The organism is Mucilaginibacter lutimaris, from assembly GCF_042676625.1.
Classification (GTDB): domain Bacteria; phylum Bacteroidota; class Bacteroidia; order Sphingobacteriales; family Sphingobacteriaceae; genus Mucilaginibacter; species Mucilaginibacter lutimaris.
The window spans coordinates 767,519-784,427 of the sequence record NZ_JBHTIA010000003.1; the positions used below are offsets into that span (position 1 = coordinate 767,519).

The window sequence follows — 16,909 nt, forward strand, 5'->3', positions numbered from 1 at the left end:
AGTGTAGCGTCACCACATGTATCAGATCTAATTATACAGCTACATAGACCAGGTTAGGGAGACAGCTGGCTCAAACGTTTATCTGTATGGCTTATCAGGGTAAATGTTCATCAATCAACTATTTTACTACTTTTGATTTCCAATAAACCAATTATATCTATGAAATTAGTATCCTACAAAACCGAAGACCGGGAGCATTTGGGCGTTTATATTAATGGCCATATCTATAATTTAAACTCCTGCGATAAACTGATACCCGACAACATGAACGAATTTTTATGGGGAGGTGATGAGCTAATGGAGCATGCCAAAAGGGTTAATGAGGACATTAAAAGCGGTAAATTAGCGGCAAAAGAAGAATTGTTTTACGAATTGCAGGCACCCGTGCCGCACCCAACATCGTGCCGCGATGGCTATGCATTTCGCCAGCATGTGGCAGCAGCCCGCCGTAACCGTAAGGTAGATATGATCGCCGAGTTTGACCAATACCCTATATTTTATTTTACCAACCATAACGCCATACAAGGCCCGGGCGAAATTGAGTGCATGCCCGATCATTTCCAAAAGCTCGATTTTGAACTCGAAGTGGCTGTTGTGCTCAATAAAAAAGGCCGTAACATACGCGCTGCTGAAGCCGATAGCTATATAGCCGGTTACATGATCATGAACGATATGAGTGCCCGCACCCTGCAAATGGAGGAGATGTTGCTAAACCTTGGCCCGGCTAAGGGCAAAGATTTTTCTACCGTGATTGGCCCCTGGCTGGTTACGCCCGATGAGTTGGAGCAATACAAAACCAGCCCGAAGGAAGGCCACGTAGGTGCCGCGTATAACCTTGCGATGAAATGCCATGTTAACGGCAAAAAAGTAAGCAGCGGCAATATGGCGGATATGGACTGGACCTTTGCCGAGATCATAGAGCGTTGTGCTTACGGTTGCGATGTGTTACCCGGTGATGTGATAGGCTCGGGCACGGTTGGTACAGGTTGCTTCCTGGAGCTAAATGGTACAGGCCTGCTTAATGATCCAAACTACCAAACCCAATGGCTGCAACCTAACGACCTGGTGGAAATGGAGATAACCGGATTGGGCGTATTGGGAAATATCATTAAAAAGAGTGATGATGATTTTTCATTGCTTGCAATAAAAAAATAAGAACCTTTAACCACCATGTCATTGCGAGGCCCGGCGTAAGCGGGCCGCGGCAATCTCGTCGTATGCCATACGTCCATGCATTGGCTACGAGATTGCCGCGTCGCTATCGCTCCTCGCAATGACATATTTTAAATAATATGCTATCCTTCGAAACAACCGACCTCAGCCCCCTACAAATCCAGACCTACCTGAACCACGCGGTAGCGCCCCGGCCTATTTGCCTGGCTTCTACCATTGATAGGGGTGGTAATGTAAACCTCAGCCCGTTTAGTTTTTTTAACCTTTTTAGCGTTAACCCGCCGGTGTGTGTGTTTTCGCCGAGCAGAAGGGTGAGGGATAATACCACTAAACACACCCTGGAAAATATTAAGGAAGTGCCCGAGTGTGTCATTAACATCGTTAATTATGATATGGTGCAGCAGGTGTCGTTATCAAGTGTGGAGTATCCTGCCGGGGTTAATGAGTTTATCAAAGCAGGTTTAACCCAGCTGCCATCAACTATGGTAAAACCTCCCCGCGTGGCCGAATCTAAGATACAGTTGGAATGCGTGGTAAAAGAAGTTATTAGTTTGGGCGATACACCCGGTGCGGGTAACCTTGTTGTGGCCGAAGTGAAGGTGATCCATATCAGCGAAGATGTTTTAAATGCTGACGGTGCGATAGATCAATTAAAAACCGACCATGTTGCGCGCCTTGGCGGCGACTGGTATTGCCGTGTTACTGCCGATAGCCTGTTTAAAGTTGCAAAGCCGGTTACTACAATCGGTATCGGGGTTGATGCCATTCCGTATGCCATTCGCAATTCTAATGTGCTTACAGGCAATAACCTGGGGCAACTGGGTAATGTGGTTGCCTTACCTACCGATGAGGCGATTGAAGCCTACACGCGATCTGCCGAGTTAAAAGAGTTATTTGATGCTACCATCGGGGATAGCCAAACCCGCGAACTACAACTGCATTTAAAAGCTAAACAGTTATTGGATGAAGGTAAGGTAGATGAAGCCTGGATGGTGTTGCTGATGTAATCCGATTAGGTCCTGCCTCGAAGTGAGGCTTTGATTATCAGAAGTCCCTTTAGGGAATTGGTGTAAACAATTTTACGCCCCGATCATTAATCCTTTAATGATCGTTAATTATACAGAACAAGGCTGGGAAATTATTACGCAACGGGCACACGGCCTGCTTGCTGCCCAAATAGCCATGCAATGGCGAAAAAAAGACCGGCCCGAACGCTGGACCGAAACCCTTATTGCCATTGCCGACCACGATGACGCGCAAATTGAACTGGAAGCCGACGATCTGCTAACCGCTCAGGGCGGCCCGGTTGATTTTAGCATGAAAAAGTTTGAGCCGGAGCATTGCGAAAGGCTGTATCATTTTTCAATATCTAAAAGCCGTTACATCGCTCTGCTCACATCTATCCATTTATGCTTTCTGCACAAAGATGAGGGCAAAACCGATCCTGAGGTTAAAGCATTCCTTAATGCCCAAAAGAAACTGCAAAAGGGATGGATGAGTGAACTTAACATCACTCAAAAAGAAATTGACCGTGCTTACGGATTATTGGAATGGTGCGACGCATTCTCGTTACTGCTTGCACAACATTATGTACAGCCCGAGAACCGCACCATAGAGGTAAGCCAGGGCCCCGATAACGAGCAATACAAGCTCATGCGTAACCCCAACGGCTCACTTACCATTAAGCCCTGGCCGTTTGAGGATGATAGCTTTACGCTAACTTTGGAAAGCCGTACACTTGCTACCCTACAGTTTAAAAATGGCGGCCAATTTAAAAAAGAGCTAATGGGAGCCGGGGTGGTGGAGAAGTTTTGGAAATTGGAGAAATAGGTTACTTACCAAACGCGTATTGTTTGTCAATTACGTTTGCCACAGCGGGGATATGGTTCTTTTCAAAAAGATCGTAACCGGGCTTCATGGTTTTCCAAAAGGCTATATTGGGTGATCTTTCAAACTCTTTCATGTGCCCATCTGTCATCCGGAAAGGAAAAATATCCAGGTTGATACTATTTTGCCCTGCTTCGAGCGCTTTGTATACAAGCGTATATATTTCTTCGATGGTGGGGTTAGTCATGGCGTAGCAGCCGATGGATGCGCAGCTGCCGTGAATCATAATAGCATCGCCGGTATAGCCTTTAAGCCTTTCCAGTTTGTTTGGGTAGCCAATGTTAATGGATAGGTGATAGCTGCTTACCGGGTTTAATTGCTTAGGGCCAATGGTGTAAAAGCCTTCGGGGCTTTTGCCGTCGCCATCGCTAATCTTAGTGCCTAAGCCACCCGAGTAATAGCAAATGTTATAACGCTTAAAAATTTCGTAGGTCTTACCTTTTTTGGCCCACACTTCCATCAGGTTAAGCTGTTTAATTATGCGGATGTAAATGCGGTACCTGCTATCGAATTTTTGTGTCGATAGTTCTTTTTGCAAACTGGGCCAGTTAGCCAGGCGGGCATCGCTCGCGCGTTTACTATCGGGCAGGTCTATAGGTTTTAGTACCGGCAATAGCAGCAATAACAGGATAAAAAGAAGTTTAGGCATCTATCTAACAAATAGCACGATAAATATACCTAAATTTTTAGTTTGAAAAAAAAATTAAATATCACTTATCATGCTAAACGTAGTGAAGCATCTGATCGCCGACATGCGTCTTCGAACACAAATCTCAATAATAGATACTTCGTTATCGGTCAGGATGACAAACGGGGAGTATGAAATCTATATCCCTAATACCTGCTTTAACTTTACATACCCTGTTTTACTTACCGGGATTTTAGCGCCCGATTTCAGGATAGCCAGGTGGCTGTCTTTCTCATAGGGGTCTAACCGCGTAATTTGTTGTATAGCTATAATGTATGAGCGGTGTACTCGTACAAAATAACGTGGGTCGAGCGTTTTCTCGAAAAACGCCATGGTCTTGTTTTTCAGGAACGCGCCTTCGGCGGTTACTACGCTTACGTAATCGTCGTCGGCTTGCAGGTACTCTACATCCTGTACAGATATGATCTTTACCTTAGTGCCGGTTTTAACCACAATGCGCTCGTTTTGCGCGGGAGATTGCGCGGCCTCTTCCAACAACGGATTGGTTTTAGTAACAGGAGTAGGGCCGGCGGGAGCTTGGGCTAATAGTTTTTCTATCGCTTTGGTAAACCGTTCCTTGCTGAATGGCTTTAAAAGGTAGTCAACTGCATGCGCCTCAAATGCTTTTATGGCATATTCGTCAAACGCTGTCGCGAAGATTACTGCGGGAGGGTTATCAACCAGTTCCAGCATTTCAAAGCCGTTTATTTTAGGCATCTGCACGTCTAAAAATATCAGGTCGGGCTGGTGCTGCTGTATGGCTTTAAGGCCTTCAAAGCCATCGCCACATTCCTGTAACACGGTTATGAGGGGGAAATCCAGTAAATATTCTTTTACAACCATACGGGCCAGGGGCTCGTCGTCAATAATTAAAGCGCTGATCATAACTGCGGTATTTTTATTATGGTTGTAAATATATTATCATTTGCGTGAGTTTCCATCAAATCGTTGCGGGCAAATATCAAATAAAGCCTGCGCTGCACCCCGCTAAGGCCAAAACCGGTGCCCTTGCTGCGCCTGCTGGTTTTAGGGTCGTAAGGGTTCTGGATCATGATAATGAGGTATTGTTCCTCAGTTTCAGCACGTACGCTTATGGTCACATCGTCAGTAGTATCATATAAACCAAACTTAATGGCGTTCTCTACCAATGGTTGTAACAATAATGATGGCAGTACGCTTTCGCCGCATTTATCGTCGCAGCTAATTTCGGTTTGCAGGCGGTGCCCAAAGCGTACCTTCTCTATCTCGAGGTATAAATTAAGATGCGCAAGCTCATCTGTTAATGGTACCAACAACTGGTCGTCCTTTTTTAAAGTGCCGCGCAAAAAGTCCGACAGTTGGTGGATCATCTTACGGGCCAGCTCGGGCTTAAAGCCAATAAGCGCGTTAATAGAGTTTAGGCTGTTAAATAAAAAGTGCGGTTGCAGCTGCTGGCGCAGGTTGTACAGCTCGGCATCGCGGGCAAGCTTTTCGGCCTCTGTTTTACGTTCAACAGTTTTTTTATGGTCCAGCTGCGAATACCACAGCGCGCTGATCATGGCCATCCATCCAATAGCCAGGAACAGGGTGAAAAAGCGGATGATTAACGATTGTTGCAGGAAGTTAAAATATACCTGCCCCATATTAAACAGCGGCATAATATAACGGATACCGGCAATACAAGCACCTGCCAGGGCCGCGCACCATATTAACAAATATACGTAGCTCTCTTTATCGGGCTGGTAGTAGCGCAGGTTATTGTTAATGAGCCAGCATGCACCTGCCAAAAGCAGGGCGCTAATACCCGCGTCTGATACCGCGGTCATCCACGGGAAGCCAAAGCCATGGATGATGTATGCCTGCAGGGCTGTCCATACCAGGCCGCAAACCGCGAAGGCGCCAAGTAACTTTGATTGCGATATGTGTGATGAAGCCAAAGCTTTTAAGTTAGGAGCCTCACCCAAACCCTCTCCTTAGGAGAGGGTTTGGGTAAAACGTTTTTAAATTTTGTTAATAGCTACGGATATCTACCCCGGCAAATATTGATACGCCTTTTAACACCAGCACCTTTTCGACAAGGTTGGGCTTAGCGGTTTTAATACGCTTATCGTCTACCCCGGCAAATACGGCTGCCAGGTCGGGCACTACATGCCAGTTGGCAGGTACTATTATTTTGGTGCCGCCAAACATCTGGGTAATATCAATAGTAACACGCCCGTGGATGTCTGCCTGGGTAAAATCAAGCTCGGTACCCCCAAATACGTTTGTAATTTCGCCGCCCTGGAAGTTTTTAGAGAGGATGGTTTTGTTAACGCCGCCAAATATAGCAGTGGCGTTAAGGTAATCGTCCTGAGTGGGTGGCGGGATACTGCCTATGGGTTGTTCGGCGGTTTCCTGCCCGCCTGTTGCCTCGGTATCGAAGTTGGCCAATGGCTTTTCGGCAGTGGAAGCACCAAATGGGTTGGCTTTATACTTTTTGTCCCAATAATCACCATTGGGTATAGCAGGTTCGGCACGTTTGCGTAATATTATCCATATCCCAAAAGAAATAAGTATAACCGGAAACGCGATATCTCCCCAATCAACCCTCGGGAAAATATCATCAAGGAAATTGAAAAAACCTACAAGCACCAAAATGATCCATAACGGCTTACGGAAGTTATGTTTTGCCCCAAGGTACAAGCCTAAAACTACAAGCCCAAGCGGCCAGCTGATCAACCAATCTGGGAAAAAGAAAAAATCGAATTGTTTTATAAGCAGTATCCCGCCAACTACCAAAAGTATAACCCCGGCTAAAACCTTGTTTTGTGGGGTGCGGATTTTATTGTCTATATGATTGGACATGGTATTGTTCTATTTAAATGTTAACCAAAACTAACTTAACATTCCAGATATGCAAACCCAATATTGGCAATAACATTAAAGTAGTCGGTAAGGGGGGATAAATTGTCGGTAAAAAATTAGGTTGGGGTATTTTATAAATTTAGATACTTTAGGAAATCTAAATTATCGCAATGCAACAAGAGTATAGAATTTCGACGGGGTATAAGTTTTTTTACGGGATAGGGGCAATAGTAATCGCGGCTTTTGGTGTGTTTATAGCACTCTCCACATTATCCAAAGGGCAGGTTGGTGGTGCAATAGTTACGGCATTTGTATTTTCAACACTGGCTTCACTACTTGTTTTGTATGTAATAAAAAGGCGGGTAACTGTATCAGACGAACAAGTAATAGTAAAAGGTGCTTTCGGAACAAAACAAGCTTATATAAACGATATTAGGGGTATCAGGAGCAACGGTAAAGCTGTGTTCATTCACCTTGTAAATGGCGGTAAAATAACCATTAACGATTTTGACGCTATTGGTAAAAGTGATGAACTGAAAGAATGGTTAACAACGAATGTAAGAGATTTAGATAACGAGGATTATGAGCAAGAAAAAGCAGTAATACTACAGGATACCGAACTAGGTTTCACACAAGAGGAACGGGAGGTTAAATTGAAAAAATTGTCAGTAATAGCATTGGTCTATTCTGGCATTTCATTCGTTTTGATGCTGATATCTATATTTTTTCATCAAAGTAACCTTGTGTTTTCAATATTTCTTCTTGCTTATCCGTTGATTGGGATAGCCGTAATGGCATTTAGTAAGGGCCTTATCAGATTAAATATTAAAAAGGGGAGTGCATATCCTTCCGTTTTTATGGGGTTGTTTTTCGCCTGTATTGCATTAATACTACAAACATTTATTGATACCAAAATATTAGATTTTAGCAAGGTATGGACCCCGGTAATTGTGGGTTTAATTATCCTGATAGGTATATTAAGCCAAATAATATTTAAGCAAGCCAATCCAACAATTAAAGGCCAAATAGTGCCGGTTATATTAATATCCGCGTTTTTTAGTTTTGGGGCTGTTCAGCAGATTAATAGGAATTTTGACGGTTCTAAACCGCAAGTTTTCTCCGCGACTGTTAGTGATCAATATGTAAAAAGAGGTAAAAGCACAACTTATCATATTGTAATTACAGGATGGCAATATCATCAAACACCAGATGATATTACAGTTTCATCTGACTTTTATGACCAGGTATCTGTAGGTTCAAAAGTGAATGTGACTTTGAAAGAGGGGAAGTTACACATCCCCTGGTATTACATAACACAATAACTACACCGCCGGTTCCTGCTGGCTTAAGCAATGGAAGCTGCCCAATCCCCAGATAATATCTGTTGAATCGATGCCTACGACCTTTCTGTCGGGGAAGCAGGTTTGGATGATGTCCAGCGCTTTATCATCATGGTGCGAACGAAAGGTTGGCACAACCACTGTCGAATTAGCGATATAGAAATTGGCGTATGACGCGGGCAGGCGTTGGTCTTCGTAGATCACCGGTTCGGGCATGGGCAGCTCTACAATGTTGAGTTGCTTGCCGTTTAGCAGGCGCATGGTTTTAAGGGTTTGCAGGTTCTCCTGTAGCAGGTGGTAGTTTTCGTCGTTTTTGTTGTGTTCCACAACGGTAACCACGGTATCGGTGTTTACAAAGCGGGTAATATCATCAATATGGCCGTCGGTATCGTCGCCGACTATACCATCGCCCAACCAAAGGATCTGCTCTACGCCGTAATAATTTTGCAGGTATTCCTCTATTTGCTGCTGGTTTAAATGCGGGTTGCGGTTTTTGTTGAGCAGGCAGGCTGTAGTGGTAAGTAAAGTGCCCTCGCCGTTAAAATCAACCGAGCCACCCTCCATCACAATACCGGGGTGGTAAACAGGCAGGTTAAACTGCGCGCCTATTTTAGTTGGGATAACATCATCAAGGTCATACGGGGGGTATTTATCACCCCAGGCGTTGTAATCCCAATCTACAATCACCTTTTGTTTGGTTTTATAATTCACCAAAAATGCCGGGCCATGGTCGCGGCACCAGGCATCGTTTGTGCCAAATTCAAAAAACTCTATCTTGCTCAGATCGGCACCAACCAGTTGTAGTTGTTGTTTGGCAAAAGCCGTCATCTGCTCATCAACCACGTTGATGCGAACGATCTGCCCTTCTGCAACCACTTTTATAAATTCACAATACTTTGGATATATCAACGGTAATTTACCCGGCCATGAAGCCTCTTTATGCGGCCAGCTAAGCCACATAGCCTCTTGTTTAGCCCATTCAGCGGGAAAATGAAATCCTGTAGGTAGGTTTGATGATTGGCTCATGGTTCAAAATATAAAGTACGTCATTGCGAGCGATAGCGTGACAATCCTCGATTTGCAGATCCGCTCTGTAGGTCTAGGATTGCCACGTCAGCAAAGCCTCCTCGCAATGACGGGGTTGTTAATTTAGTCCTCGTCTATTAAGCGTTTCGTGATAGGCTGATATGAATCAATGCGTCGATCCCTCAAAAACGGCCAATGACTGCGATAGTAATCCGACTGATCAAGGTCAAGCTCTTTAACAATTACCTCTTCCTGCTCAACCGTTGTCTGGTGCAATACCTCGCCAAACGGATCGGCAAAGAAAGATCCTCCCCAGAATTTTACGCCGGCTTCTTCGCCAACACGGTTAACGCTTACCACGTGTACGCCATTTGCAACTGCATGACTTCGCTGTATGGTTTGCCATGCATTGTATTGCTTGGTGTTGGTAGCCTCGTCCTGCGTAGTAGCCCAGCCTATAGCGGTTGGGTAAAACAGTATCTCGGCACCCATTAATGCGGTAATGCGGGCTGCTTCCGGGTACCATTGGTCCCAGCAGATCAATACGCCTATGGTAGCAAATTTGGTTTTAAAAACCTTGTAACCCAGGTCGCCGGGGGTAAAATAAAATTTCTCATAAAAGCCGGGGTCATCCGGTATGTGCATTTTGCGGTATTTGCCCAGGTAGCTGCCATCGGCATCTAAAACGGCGGTAGTATTGTGGTAAACGCCCTGCGCGCGTTTCTCAAACAATGAGGCAATAATCACCACGCCCAGTTCGCCGGCTACTTTTTGCAAAGCATCGGTAGATGGGCCTGGGATGGGCTCGGCTAACTTAAAGTTATCGTAATCCTCCACATCGCAAAAATACAGAGATGTAAAAAGCTCTTGCAGGCAAACGATCTGCGCGCCTTTTTCGGCAGCTTCGCGTACCTTAACAATGGCTTTATCCAGGTTCTCCTGTTTGTTTGCAGTGCAGGTCATCTGCACTATACCAACTTTTACCTTACTCATATCTGATAGAAATTTGGCGCAAAAATACTTTATTTTAGTGATTAGAGAATAGTGATTAGAGATTAGTTAGCGTGTGGCCGCTCATCTTATTGTAACTTTTGCTCTATAATTAAGTGAATTTGTAACACTACTGTTAAGGGATGTTAACTAATCTCTAATCTCTGGCAACTAATCTCTAAATCATTACCTTTGCACCCAATGAAAGACTTAGCACAAGCCGAAGAGGACGAAGCACAGGAACTGGTTGCCCCCAAAACCTTAAAACAACGTTTATGGAGCATTACTAAGCTGGTACTTAAGTTCGCGGTTACGTCAGCATTGTTGTACTACGTTTTTAGCAAAGTGCCCTTGCAGCAGGTTAAAATGAGGCTTATAAATGCCAATTACTGGTGGATGTTTGCCGCGCTGATTTGTTTCTTCCTGTCTATGATCATGTCTTCGTGGCGCTTATCAAGCTTTTTTAAATCCATCAAATTAAAACTCGATCCACGTTTTAATTTTAGGTTATACCTGTTGGGCTTGTTTTATAATTTTTTGTTGCCGGGTGGTATTGGCGGTGATGGTTACAAGATCTACCTGCTGAATAAAAACTATAAGTTACCCGCCAAAAAAGTTTTTTGGGCCATTATGTTCGATAGGTTAAGCGGCCTATGGGCTATTGGCCTAATAACCGTAGCCCTTATATTTTTAATCCCTCAGATAGATATCCATATAGGTATACCGCTAAGTATTTTTGTGGTGGCTACGGCCATATATTACTTTGTAGCGTATAAGTTTTTTAGGGATTACACCCACTATTTTTGGCAGGCACATTTAAAAGCGCTTGCAGTACAAGGTTTACAGGTTACGGCTATTGTGTTTATTTTGTTCGGGCAAAATTTTACGGGTAAGTTTTCGCCTTACCTGTTATCGTTTTTAATTTCGGCGCTGGCAACCATCATCCCTATCAGCGTAGGCGGGGCGGGCATCCGCGAAACTGTTTTTCAGCAGCTTACCAGGGTTTTCCCGATGGATGTAGACCTGGCAGTTTTCCTGCCCATATCTTTCTATTTAATTTCTATCACCGTGGCGTTGTTAGGCATATACTATGTGCTTCGCCCGAGTCGTTTAGAGGAGGGCTTACCTAAATCGGAAGATAATTCTGAAAAAATTTAGTCTTTTAAAATTATATTTCGCATATCCTTTCTGTATCATAATTAAGGGTAATATTTTTGTTGAAATTCTTATTTGCGTAAACCTTATTTTATAATTTAGCGTTTCTCTTGTAACAAACCTGATTTAGGAAATGAGCGATTTTAATGATTTTAACAACCCGCAGGTCGCGGCGTTGCCCCGCCATTTAAAACAATTTATTGTTGACCAGCACTACGACCACTATACTCCGGTAGACCATGCCGTGTGGCGTTACGTAATGCGACAGAATTACAGCTATCTTAAAGATGTTGCTTACTATCCGTACATACCCGGCCTGCAAAAAGCAGGGTTAACCATAGAGAAAATCCCTGATCTGCATGATATGAATAACGCGCTGGCCAAAATTGGTTGGGGTGCTGTAACGGTTGATGGCTTTATACCGCCCGCGGCCTTTATGGAGTACCAGGCTTACCGGGTGCTGGTTATTGCTGCCGACATCCGCCAGTTAAAACATATAGAATATACACCAGCGCCGGATATTATACACGAGTCGGCGGGGCATGCGCCCATTATTGCCGATAAGGATTACCACGAGTACCTGAGCTATTTTGGTTCGATAGGGGCTAAGGCGATGTTCAGCGCGCAGGATTTTGAACTTTACGAAGCTATCCGCGCGTTATCCATACTAAAAGAAATGCCTGACGCCGACCCCGAAGAGATAAAGAAAGCTGATGAAGTGGTTGCCTGGCACCAGGATAACATGGGCGAACCATCTGAAATGGCCCTGCTTAGCCGCCTGCACTGGTGGACGGTAGAGTATGGGTTAATAGGCACATTACAGGAGCCCAAGATCTACGGGGCAGGCCTGCTGTCATCAATTGGCGAAAGTGCCAGCTGCATGATGGATGATGTGAAAAAACTGCCCTATAGTATTGATGCAGTAAATTACAGTTACGATATAACCAAAACCCAGCCACAGCTTTTTGTAACACCAACTTTTCAAAACCTGATTGACGTATTGGAGCAGTTTGCAGATACCATGGCGTTTCGGCGTGGCGGGGCTTACGGGCTTCAAAAAGCTATCGACAGTAAAAACACCTGTACAGCCGTTTATAGCTCGGGCTTACAGGTATCGGGTACCTTTACGGAGTTTAAGACAGATAAAGAAGGTGAACCAACCTTTATCAAAACAACTGGTGAGACAGCGTTGGCCGTTAATAACAAACAGTTAAAGGGCCATAGTAAAAGCTACCACAAACACGGATTCAGTTCGCCGGTGGGCAGGCTAAAAGGCGTTAATAAACCGCTTGAAGATGTTACCGCTCGCGAATTACAGGATATGGGTATTACGATTGGGAGTAATACCTTTTTAACATTTGAAAACAACATTACGGTTGAGGGGAAAGTAAAAAGCACCCATATTGAAAACAATAAATTGCAACTGATAACCTTTACCGATTGCACGGTTAAAGATAATATGGGCAATATATTATTTGATCCTTCGTGGGGCGTTTACGACATGGCAGTTGGTGAAAAAATCACCTCGGTATTTTGCGGAGCGGCAGATAAAGACGCATTCCTGGAAATAGCGTACAAGTCTGCTACCGGTACCCATCACCCACAATATGATACTAAAACTAAAGAGCTGCATCAGCTCTATCAGCAGGTGCGCAACCGCCGCCATACCGGGGGCGATCTTGGCTTTTTAGGTAATGTGTGGATGATGCTTCAAAAATTCCATCATGACGATTGGCTTTGCGCCCTTGAGATACTGGAGCTATTAGATCATGAAGATGCCGAGCCGGCCCTCGCTGCCGAGATCCGCCGGTTCCTTGAAAATAAAGCAGCAAATGAGCCTGAGTACAAAAAGTTGATAACCGATGGACTGTATCTTATTAAGCACCCTGTTGAGGAGAGGTTGGTAGTTTGAGATATAAACCGTAATTTAGAGTATGACAACGCTGATTGTAAAAGTAGATGACGACCGTACAGAATCACTCAAAAAAATATTGAGTGAGATACCTTATGTACATGAAGTTGAAGAGGAAACCACGACACAGCTTAAGGATCCGCAATCTACTTACGAAAGAATAAAAAAAATTCAGGAAGAAATTGGCGATAAAAAGTTGTTCGAAGAAATCAAAGATCCGTCGGAATGGCAACGCGAAATAAGAAAGGAATGGGATCGTGATTTTTGATAAGAATATCTTAATCTTCCTATCAAAAAACATTTTAAAAATTACCGACTTAATACAGCCAAATTCATCAGCGCAGATTTCGGTGGTGTCATATATCGAGGCTATGGGTTATTCTTTTAAAACTGAAATTGAAGAGAACTACATGCATGATATATGTTCTTCATGTAGGATAATTAATTTATCTGAAGAAATAATTCAAGCTACAATTGCCGTTCGCAAAAAAAATAAAATCAAACTTCCCGACGCAATAATTTATTCAACGGCCCTGGTTCAAAACTTACCTTTGCTAACAAATAATATTGCCGACTTTAAATCGCTGGGCAATAAAGTGGAATTAATAGATCCATTTAAACTATGAACATCATTATAACAGGCGCCAGCAGCGGCGTAGGATTTGAGGCTGTATTGGAATTGATACTATCGGGCAAGCACAAAGTGATGGCTTTAGCACGTTCGCAGGAAAAGCTTACCCGCTTGCTTGAGATAGCCAAAGGCCTTAACCCCGATTGCGAGATATATGCAATTGCTTTTGATATTGTGCACGATGATTATGCCGGCTTAGAGCAGTTTATAGCTGCTAACTTTGACGGTAAGGTAGATGTACTTGTTAATAACGCAGGTGTGCTCATCAATAAGCCCTTTTTACAATTACAGGAAATGGATTTTGTAGAGATGCTGCAAAGCAACTATATAGGGCATGTGCGCATTATTCAAAGCCTGTTAAAATTTATGGGTAATGGCTCGCACATCCTCAATATTGGCAGCATGGGTGGTTTTCAGGGTAGTGCCAAGTTTAATGGCTTATCGGCTTACTCGGCAAGTAAGGCCGCCTTGCACACCCTTACCGAATGCCTGGCGCAAGAATTAGTTGAGCAGGGTATAAAGGTAAACTGCCTTGCACTGGGTTCGGCGCAAACCGAAATGCTTGAGCAGGCATTCCCGGGATACGAGTCGCCGGTTATGGCTTTTGAGATGGGTAAGTATATAGCCGATTTCGCCATATCGGGCCATCGGTTCTTTAACGGGAAAATATTGCCGGTGGCAGTTTCTACACCGTGACGTGCCATCTTATCATTACCGTGTAAATAAAGGCCGCCTTTATACTTCATGACAAAACCATGAACCGCAATGTATGTTACTTATTCATATTTGTATCACAAATAATAACATATGTCGCATTTATTCTCTCCGCTCAAAATAAAAAGTATCGAATTCAAAAACCGTATTGTGGTATCGCCAATGTGCCAGTATTCCAGCACAGATGGCTTTGCCAATAACTGGCACCTGGTGCACTTAGGCGCAATGGCAACCGGCGGTGCAGCACTTATAATTACCGAAGCTACAGCAGTATCGCCCGAAGGCCGTATCAGCTTTGCCGATCTGGGTATCTGGAAAGACGAGCATATAAAGAAATTAAAAGAAATTACAACCTTTATTGAAGAGCAGGGCGCTTATGCAGGTGTGCAATTAGCACATGCCGGGCGCAAGGCAAGCCATCAACAGCCCTGGAACGGAGGGAAACAGATCCAGCCGAATGAAGAGAATGGTTGGCAATCTGTAGCACCGAGTGCTGTTGCCTTTAGCCGCAGCGAGACCGCGCCGCTTGAATTGGATAAAGCCGGTATTGATAAAGTTATTGCTGATTTTAAAGCTGCAGCCGCGCGTGCTTTACAGGCAGGCTTTAAAGTGATTGAACTACACGGGGCGCATGGTTACCTCATTAACGAATTCTTGTCGCCGCATAGCAACAAGCGTACCGACGAATATGGCGGCTCGTTTGAGAACCGAAGCAGGTTTTTGTTAGAGGTTATAGATGCGGTGCAAGAGGTTTGGCCGGCCGAATTGCCCTTGTTTGTACGCCTGTCTACAACCGACTGGACTGAAGGTGCCTGGACCATTGAGGATTCTATCGCGTTAGCAAAAGTATTAAGCGAAAAGGGGGTAGACCTGGTAGATAGCTCTACCGGCGGTAACGTTGCCGGGGCGCAAATACCGCTTAAACCCGGCTACCAGGTTGAGTTTGCCGAAGCAATAAAGAAAAACACCAATATATTAACCGGCGCTGTAGGCTTAATAACCGAAGCTAAACAAGCAAACGAGATAATTGAAACCGGCCGGGCAGATATGGTAGTGATGGCCCGAGAGCTTTTACGCGATCCGCATTTCCCGCTACGGGCAGCACACGAGCTTGGTATTGAAGTTAAGTGGCCGGTGCAGTATGAACGGGCAAAGTGGTAGAAGTGATCTCCCGCTTTGTTAGCTACTCACCCCGACTACGCTTCGCTGGTCGACCCTCTCTGCTTTGCAAAGAGGGTGAAGAAAATAGGGTGGAAAAAACGAAGCCCTCTTTCCGCCTGCGGAGAGAGGGTGGCCAAGCGAAGCGATGGTCGGGTGAGTAAATCTTCAGCATCAAGTAAATTGCGATAATGTTGAAAAGACTTCAAACAACATTTTATTGCAATTTATAATTACTTAACCTGTATAACTTTTATTCAACATAACATATCGCTACTTTAGCAAAAACTCCAAAAAACATAAAACTATGAAACGTACAGCAAATGCACATTGGAATGGAACTTTACAAGAAGGTAAAGGCGAAATAACCACACAAAGCACCATTCTTAACAAAACACAATATTCTTTTAAAACCCGCTTCGCTGATGGTATTGGCACCAACCCTGAAGAACTGATAGCCGCTGCACACGCGGGTTGTTTTACTATGGCGGTAGGCGCGGCATTAACGCAGCAAGGCATTACCCCGGGCGATCTTACAACCGATGCCATTCTTGACCTGGATATGCAGGCTTTAGAAATTAAAGGCATTCACCTGGAGCTGAAAGCATCTGTTATTGATGGGGTAGACGAAGCCAAATTTAAAGAAGTTGCCGAAGGTGCAAAAAGCGGCTGCATTGTATCTAAAGCGCTTAGCGTGCCTATTACTTTAAACGTTACCTACGCATAATTTAAGTATCAATTATTCTTGTTAATAGCGATGGTGCAAACCATCGCTATTTTTGTTTGTAGGTATGGGTAAATAGCCGTTATGTTATATAGCCAACGCTCGCGTACATCGATTACACTAATATTCGCCCTTATAATAACCGGGTTGTTGATCTTCCTGTTCTTTTATATAAAACACGAGTTTAATACCACCCGTACGGAGGTCACCGAAGATGCTATGGTGTCGCGGGTAATAAGTATGGGTAAGCTGGAGCTTGTAAAATATGCGATGAAAGATGTAGTTGAAAAAAAGGAGCTGTACCGGTTACTGCCCGATTCGCGCGTGTTATTTGTAGCAGTGGGAGAGGTTACTGCCTGTATAGATCTTACAAAAGTAAAACGCGGCGACATTAGTCAGGGTAACGATACGGTTGTGATCACGTTACCTCAGCCCGAGATCTGCTATGTAAAACTCGATCACCAAAGGTCGAAGGTGTATGATGTATCGGGTGTTTGGTTCCCTGATAAGGCGAAGGCGATGGTGGAAGATGTTTACAAGCTGGCAGAAAAGAAGATGCTAACCACGGCTACTGAGATGAACGTTTTGGGCAAAGCAAGAGAGAACGCCAACCTCATATTCAAGCCTTTTTTAGAAAACGTATCGGGCAAAAGGGTACTTATCAAATTTAAATAGAGCGCCCAACTAT

General features: G+C 44.2%; 18 protein-coding genes. 12 read left to right on the forward strand and 6 right to left on the reverse strand.

Features of this window, described 5'->3' with window-relative positions; translation table 11 throughout:
* Window positions 1-159 precede the first annotated feature (159 nt).
* From ACFQZI_RS04255 to ACFQZI_RS04265, 3 genes are all read left to right on the forward strand, one after another.
* Window positions 160-1,155 (forward strand): fumarylacetoacetate hydrolase family protein, encoded by a 996-nt coding sequence (locus ACFQZI_RS04255; protein ID WP_377138853.1) that lies wholly within the window; start codon window positions 160-162, stop codon window positions 1,153-1,155.
* A 137-nt stretch (window positions 1,156-1,292) separates the two neighbouring features.
* The gene (locus ACFQZI_RS04260) at window positions 1,293-2,180 is read left to right on the forward strand and encodes a flavin reductase family protein (protein ID WP_377138856.1); all 888 of its coding nucleotides are present in this window, start codon (window positions 1,293-1,295) and stop codon (window positions 2,178-2,180) included.
* Window positions 2,181-2,277: 97 nt separating this feature from the next.
* Window positions 2,278-3,003: a DUF3891 family protein gene (locus ACFQZI_RS04265; RefSeq protein WP_377138858.1), complete on the forward strand. Its 726-nt coding sequence runs from the start codon at window positions 2,278-2,280 to the stop codon at window positions 3,001-3,003.
* A 1-nt stretch (window position 3,004) separates the two neighbouring features.
* Here ACFQZI_RS04265 and ACFQZI_RS04270 read toward each other — a convergent pair whose 3' ends face one another.
* The 4 genes from ACFQZI_RS04270 to ACFQZI_RS04285 form a co-directional block, all read right to left on the reverse strand.
* Window positions 3,005-3,709 (reverse strand): L,D-transpeptidase family protein, encoded by a 705-nt coding sequence (locus ACFQZI_RS04270; protein WP_377138861.1) that lies wholly within the window; start codon window positions 3,707-3,709, stop codon window positions 3,005-3,007.
* 177 nt (window positions 3,710-3,886) lie between these two features.
* A complete protein-coding gene (locus tag ACFQZI_RS04275; RefSeq protein ID WP_377138864.1) occupies window positions 3,887-4,633 on the reverse strand; it encodes a LytR/AlgR family response regulator transcription factor in 747 nt (248 codons plus the stop codon).
* Entirely contained in the window at window positions 4,630-5,664 is a 1,035-nt protein-coding gene (locus ACFQZI_RS04280) for a sensor histidine kinase (protein WP_377138867.1), read from the reverse strand. Before ACFQZI_RS04280 ends, ACFQZI_RS04275 begins: the two co-directional genes overlap by 4 nt.
* 73 nt (window positions 5,665-5,737) lie before the next feature.
* Window positions 5,738-6,571: a LiaF transmembrane domain-containing protein gene (locus ACFQZI_RS04285; RefSeq protein WP_377138869.1), complete on the reverse strand. Its 834-nt coding sequence runs from the start codon at window positions 6,569-6,571 to the stop codon at window positions 5,738-5,740.
* Between the two features lie 170 nt (window positions 6,572-6,741).
* Here ACFQZI_RS04285 and ACFQZI_RS04290 point away from each other — a divergent pair, with 170 nt between their 5' ends.
* On the forward strand, window positions 6,742-7,893 hold the full coding sequence (locus ACFQZI_RS04290) for a hypothetical protein (protein ID WP_377138872.1): 1,152 nt from the start codon (window positions 6,742-6,744) through the stop codon (window positions 7,891-7,893).
* On the opposite strand, the gene ACFQZI_RS04295 is transcribed toward ACFQZI_RS04290, so the two are convergent.
* Entirely contained in the window at window positions 7,894-8,937 is a 1,044-nt protein-coding gene (locus ACFQZI_RS04295) for an agmatine deiminase family protein (RefSeq protein WP_377138875.1), read from the reverse strand. It abuts the gene before it with no gap.
* Window positions 8,938-9,060: 123 nt separating this feature from the next.
* Window positions 9,061-9,930: a carbon-nitrogen hydrolase gene (locus ACFQZI_RS04300; RefSeq protein WP_377138877.1), complete on the reverse strand. Its 870-nt coding sequence runs from the start codon at window positions 9,928-9,930 to the stop codon at window positions 9,061-9,063.
* A gap of 198 nt (window positions 9,931-10,128) precedes the next feature.
* Between ACFQZI_RS04300 and ACFQZI_RS04305 the strand changes: the two genes are divergently transcribed.
* From ACFQZI_RS04305 to ACFQZI_RS04340, 8 genes are all read left to right on the forward strand, one after another.
* Window positions 10,129-11,085, forward strand: a complete 957-nt coding sequence (locus ACFQZI_RS04305) for a lysylphosphatidylglycerol synthase transmembrane domain-containing protein (RefSeq protein WP_377138880.1) — start codon at window positions 10,129-10,131, stop codon at window positions 11,083-11,085.
* A 130-nt stretch (window positions 11,086-11,215) separates the two neighbouring features.
* A complete protein-coding gene (locus ACFQZI_RS04310) occupies window positions 11,216-12,994 on the forward strand; it encodes an aromatic amino acid hydroxylase (protein ID WP_377138882.1) in 1,779 nt (592 codons plus the stop codon).
* A 22-nt stretch (window positions 12,995-13,016) separates the two neighbouring features.
* On the forward strand, window positions 13,017-13,262 hold the full coding sequence (locus ACFQZI_RS04315) for a hypothetical protein (RefSeq protein ID WP_377138884.1): 246 nt from the start codon (window positions 13,017-13,019) through the stop codon (window positions 13,260-13,262).
* Window positions 13,263-13,365: 103 nt separating this feature from the next.
* A complete protein-coding gene (locus ACFQZI_RS04320) occupies window positions 13,366-13,620 on the forward strand; it encodes a PIN domain-containing protein (protein ID WP_377141732.1) in 255 nt (84 codons plus the stop codon).
* Window positions 13,617-14,321 (forward strand): SDR family NAD(P)-dependent oxidoreductase, encoded by a 705-nt coding sequence (locus ACFQZI_RS04325; RefSeq protein ID WP_377138886.1) that lies wholly within the window; start codon window positions 13,617-13,619, stop codon window positions 14,319-14,321. Before ACFQZI_RS04320 ends, ACFQZI_RS04325 begins: the two co-directional genes overlap by 4 nt.
* 111 nt (window positions 14,322-14,432) lie before the next feature.
* On the forward strand, window positions 14,433-15,500 hold the full coding sequence (gene namA, locus ACFQZI_RS04330) for an NADPH dehydrogenase NamA (protein ID WP_377138888.1): 1,068 nt from the start codon (window positions 14,433-14,435) through the stop codon (window positions 15,498-15,500).
* A gap of 304 nt (window positions 15,501-15,804) precedes the next feature.
* The gene (locus ACFQZI_RS04335) at window positions 15,805-16,224 is read left to right on the forward strand and encodes an OsmC family protein (protein WP_377138890.1); all 420 of its coding nucleotides are present in this window, start codon (window positions 15,805-15,807) and stop codon (window positions 16,222-16,224) included.
* 81 nt (window positions 16,225-16,305) lie between these two features.
* Window positions 16,306-16,896 carry a DUF4230 domain-containing protein gene (locus ACFQZI_RS04340; protein WP_377138892.1) on the forward strand — a complete coding sequence of 197 codons (591 nt, stop codon included), beginning with the start codon at window positions 16,306-16,308 and terminating at the stop codon, window positions 16,894-16,896.
* Window positions 16,897-16,909 lie beyond the last annotated feature (13 nt).

Coding starts and splice junctions, on each gene's coding strand:
- ACFQZI_RS04315 (WP_377138884.1), top strand. CDS start 13,017: ATGACAACGCTGATTGTAAAAGTAGATGACGACCGTACAGAATCACTC.
- ACFQZI_RS04265 (WP_377138858.1), top strand. CDS start 2,278: ATGATCGTTAATTATACAGAACAAGGCTGGGAAATTATTACGCAACGG.
- ACFQZI_RS04255 (WP_377138853.1), top strand. CDS start 160: ATGAAATTAGTATCCTACAAAACCGAAGACCGGGAGCATTTGGGCGTT.
- ACFQZI_RS04300 (WP_377138877.1), bottom strand. CDS start 9,930: ATGAGTAAGGTAAAAGTTGGTATAGTGCAGATGACCTGCACTGCAAAC.
- ACFQZI_RS04270 (WP_377138861.1), bottom strand. CDS start 3,709: ATGCCTAAACTTCTTTTTATCCTGTTATTGCTGCTATTGCCGGTACTA.
- ACFQZI_RS04285 (WP_377138869.1), bottom strand. CDS start 6,571: ATGTCCAATCATATAGACAATAAAATCCGCACCCCACAAAACAAGGTT.
- ACFQZI_RS04320 (WP_377141732.1), top strand. CDS start 13,366: ATGGGTTATTCTTTTAAAACTGAAATTGAAGAGAACTACATGCATGAT.
- ACFQZI_RS04340 (WP_377138892.1), top strand. CDS start 16,306: ATGTTATATAGCCAACGCTCGCGTACATCGATTACACTAATATTCGCC.
- ACFQZI_RS04260 (WP_377138856.1), top strand. CDS start 1,293: ATGCTATCCTTCGAAACAACCGACCTCAGCCCCCTACAAATCCAGACC.
- ACFQZI_RS04290 (WP_377138872.1), top strand. CDS start 6,742: ATGCAACAAGAGTATAGAATTTCGACGGGGTATAAGTTTTTTTACGGG.
- namA (WP_377138888.1), top strand. CDS start 14,433: ATGTCGCATTTATTCTCTCCGCTCAAAATAAAAAGTATCGAATTCAAA.
- ACFQZI_RS04335 (WP_377138890.1), top strand. CDS start 15,805: ATGAAACGTACAGCAAATGCACATTGGAATGGAACTTTACAAGAAGGT.
- ACFQZI_RS04305 (WP_377138880.1), top strand. CDS start 10,129: ATGAAAGACTTAGCACAAGCCGAAGAGGACGAAGCACAGGAACTGGTT.
- ACFQZI_RS04325 (WP_377138886.1), top strand. CDS start 13,617: ATGAACATCATTATAACAGGCGCCAGCAGCGGCGTAGGATTTGAGGCT.
- ACFQZI_RS04275 (WP_377138864.1), bottom strand. CDS start 4,633: ATGATCAGCGCTTTAATTATTGACGACGAGCCCCTGGCCCGTATGGTT.
- ACFQZI_RS04310 (WP_377138882.1), top strand. CDS start 11,216: ATGAGCGATTTTAATGATTTTAACAACCCGCAGGTCGCGGCGTTGCCC.
- ACFQZI_RS04295 (WP_377138875.1), bottom strand. CDS start 8,937: ATGAGCCAATCATCAAACCTACCTACAGGATTTCATTTTCCCGCTGAA.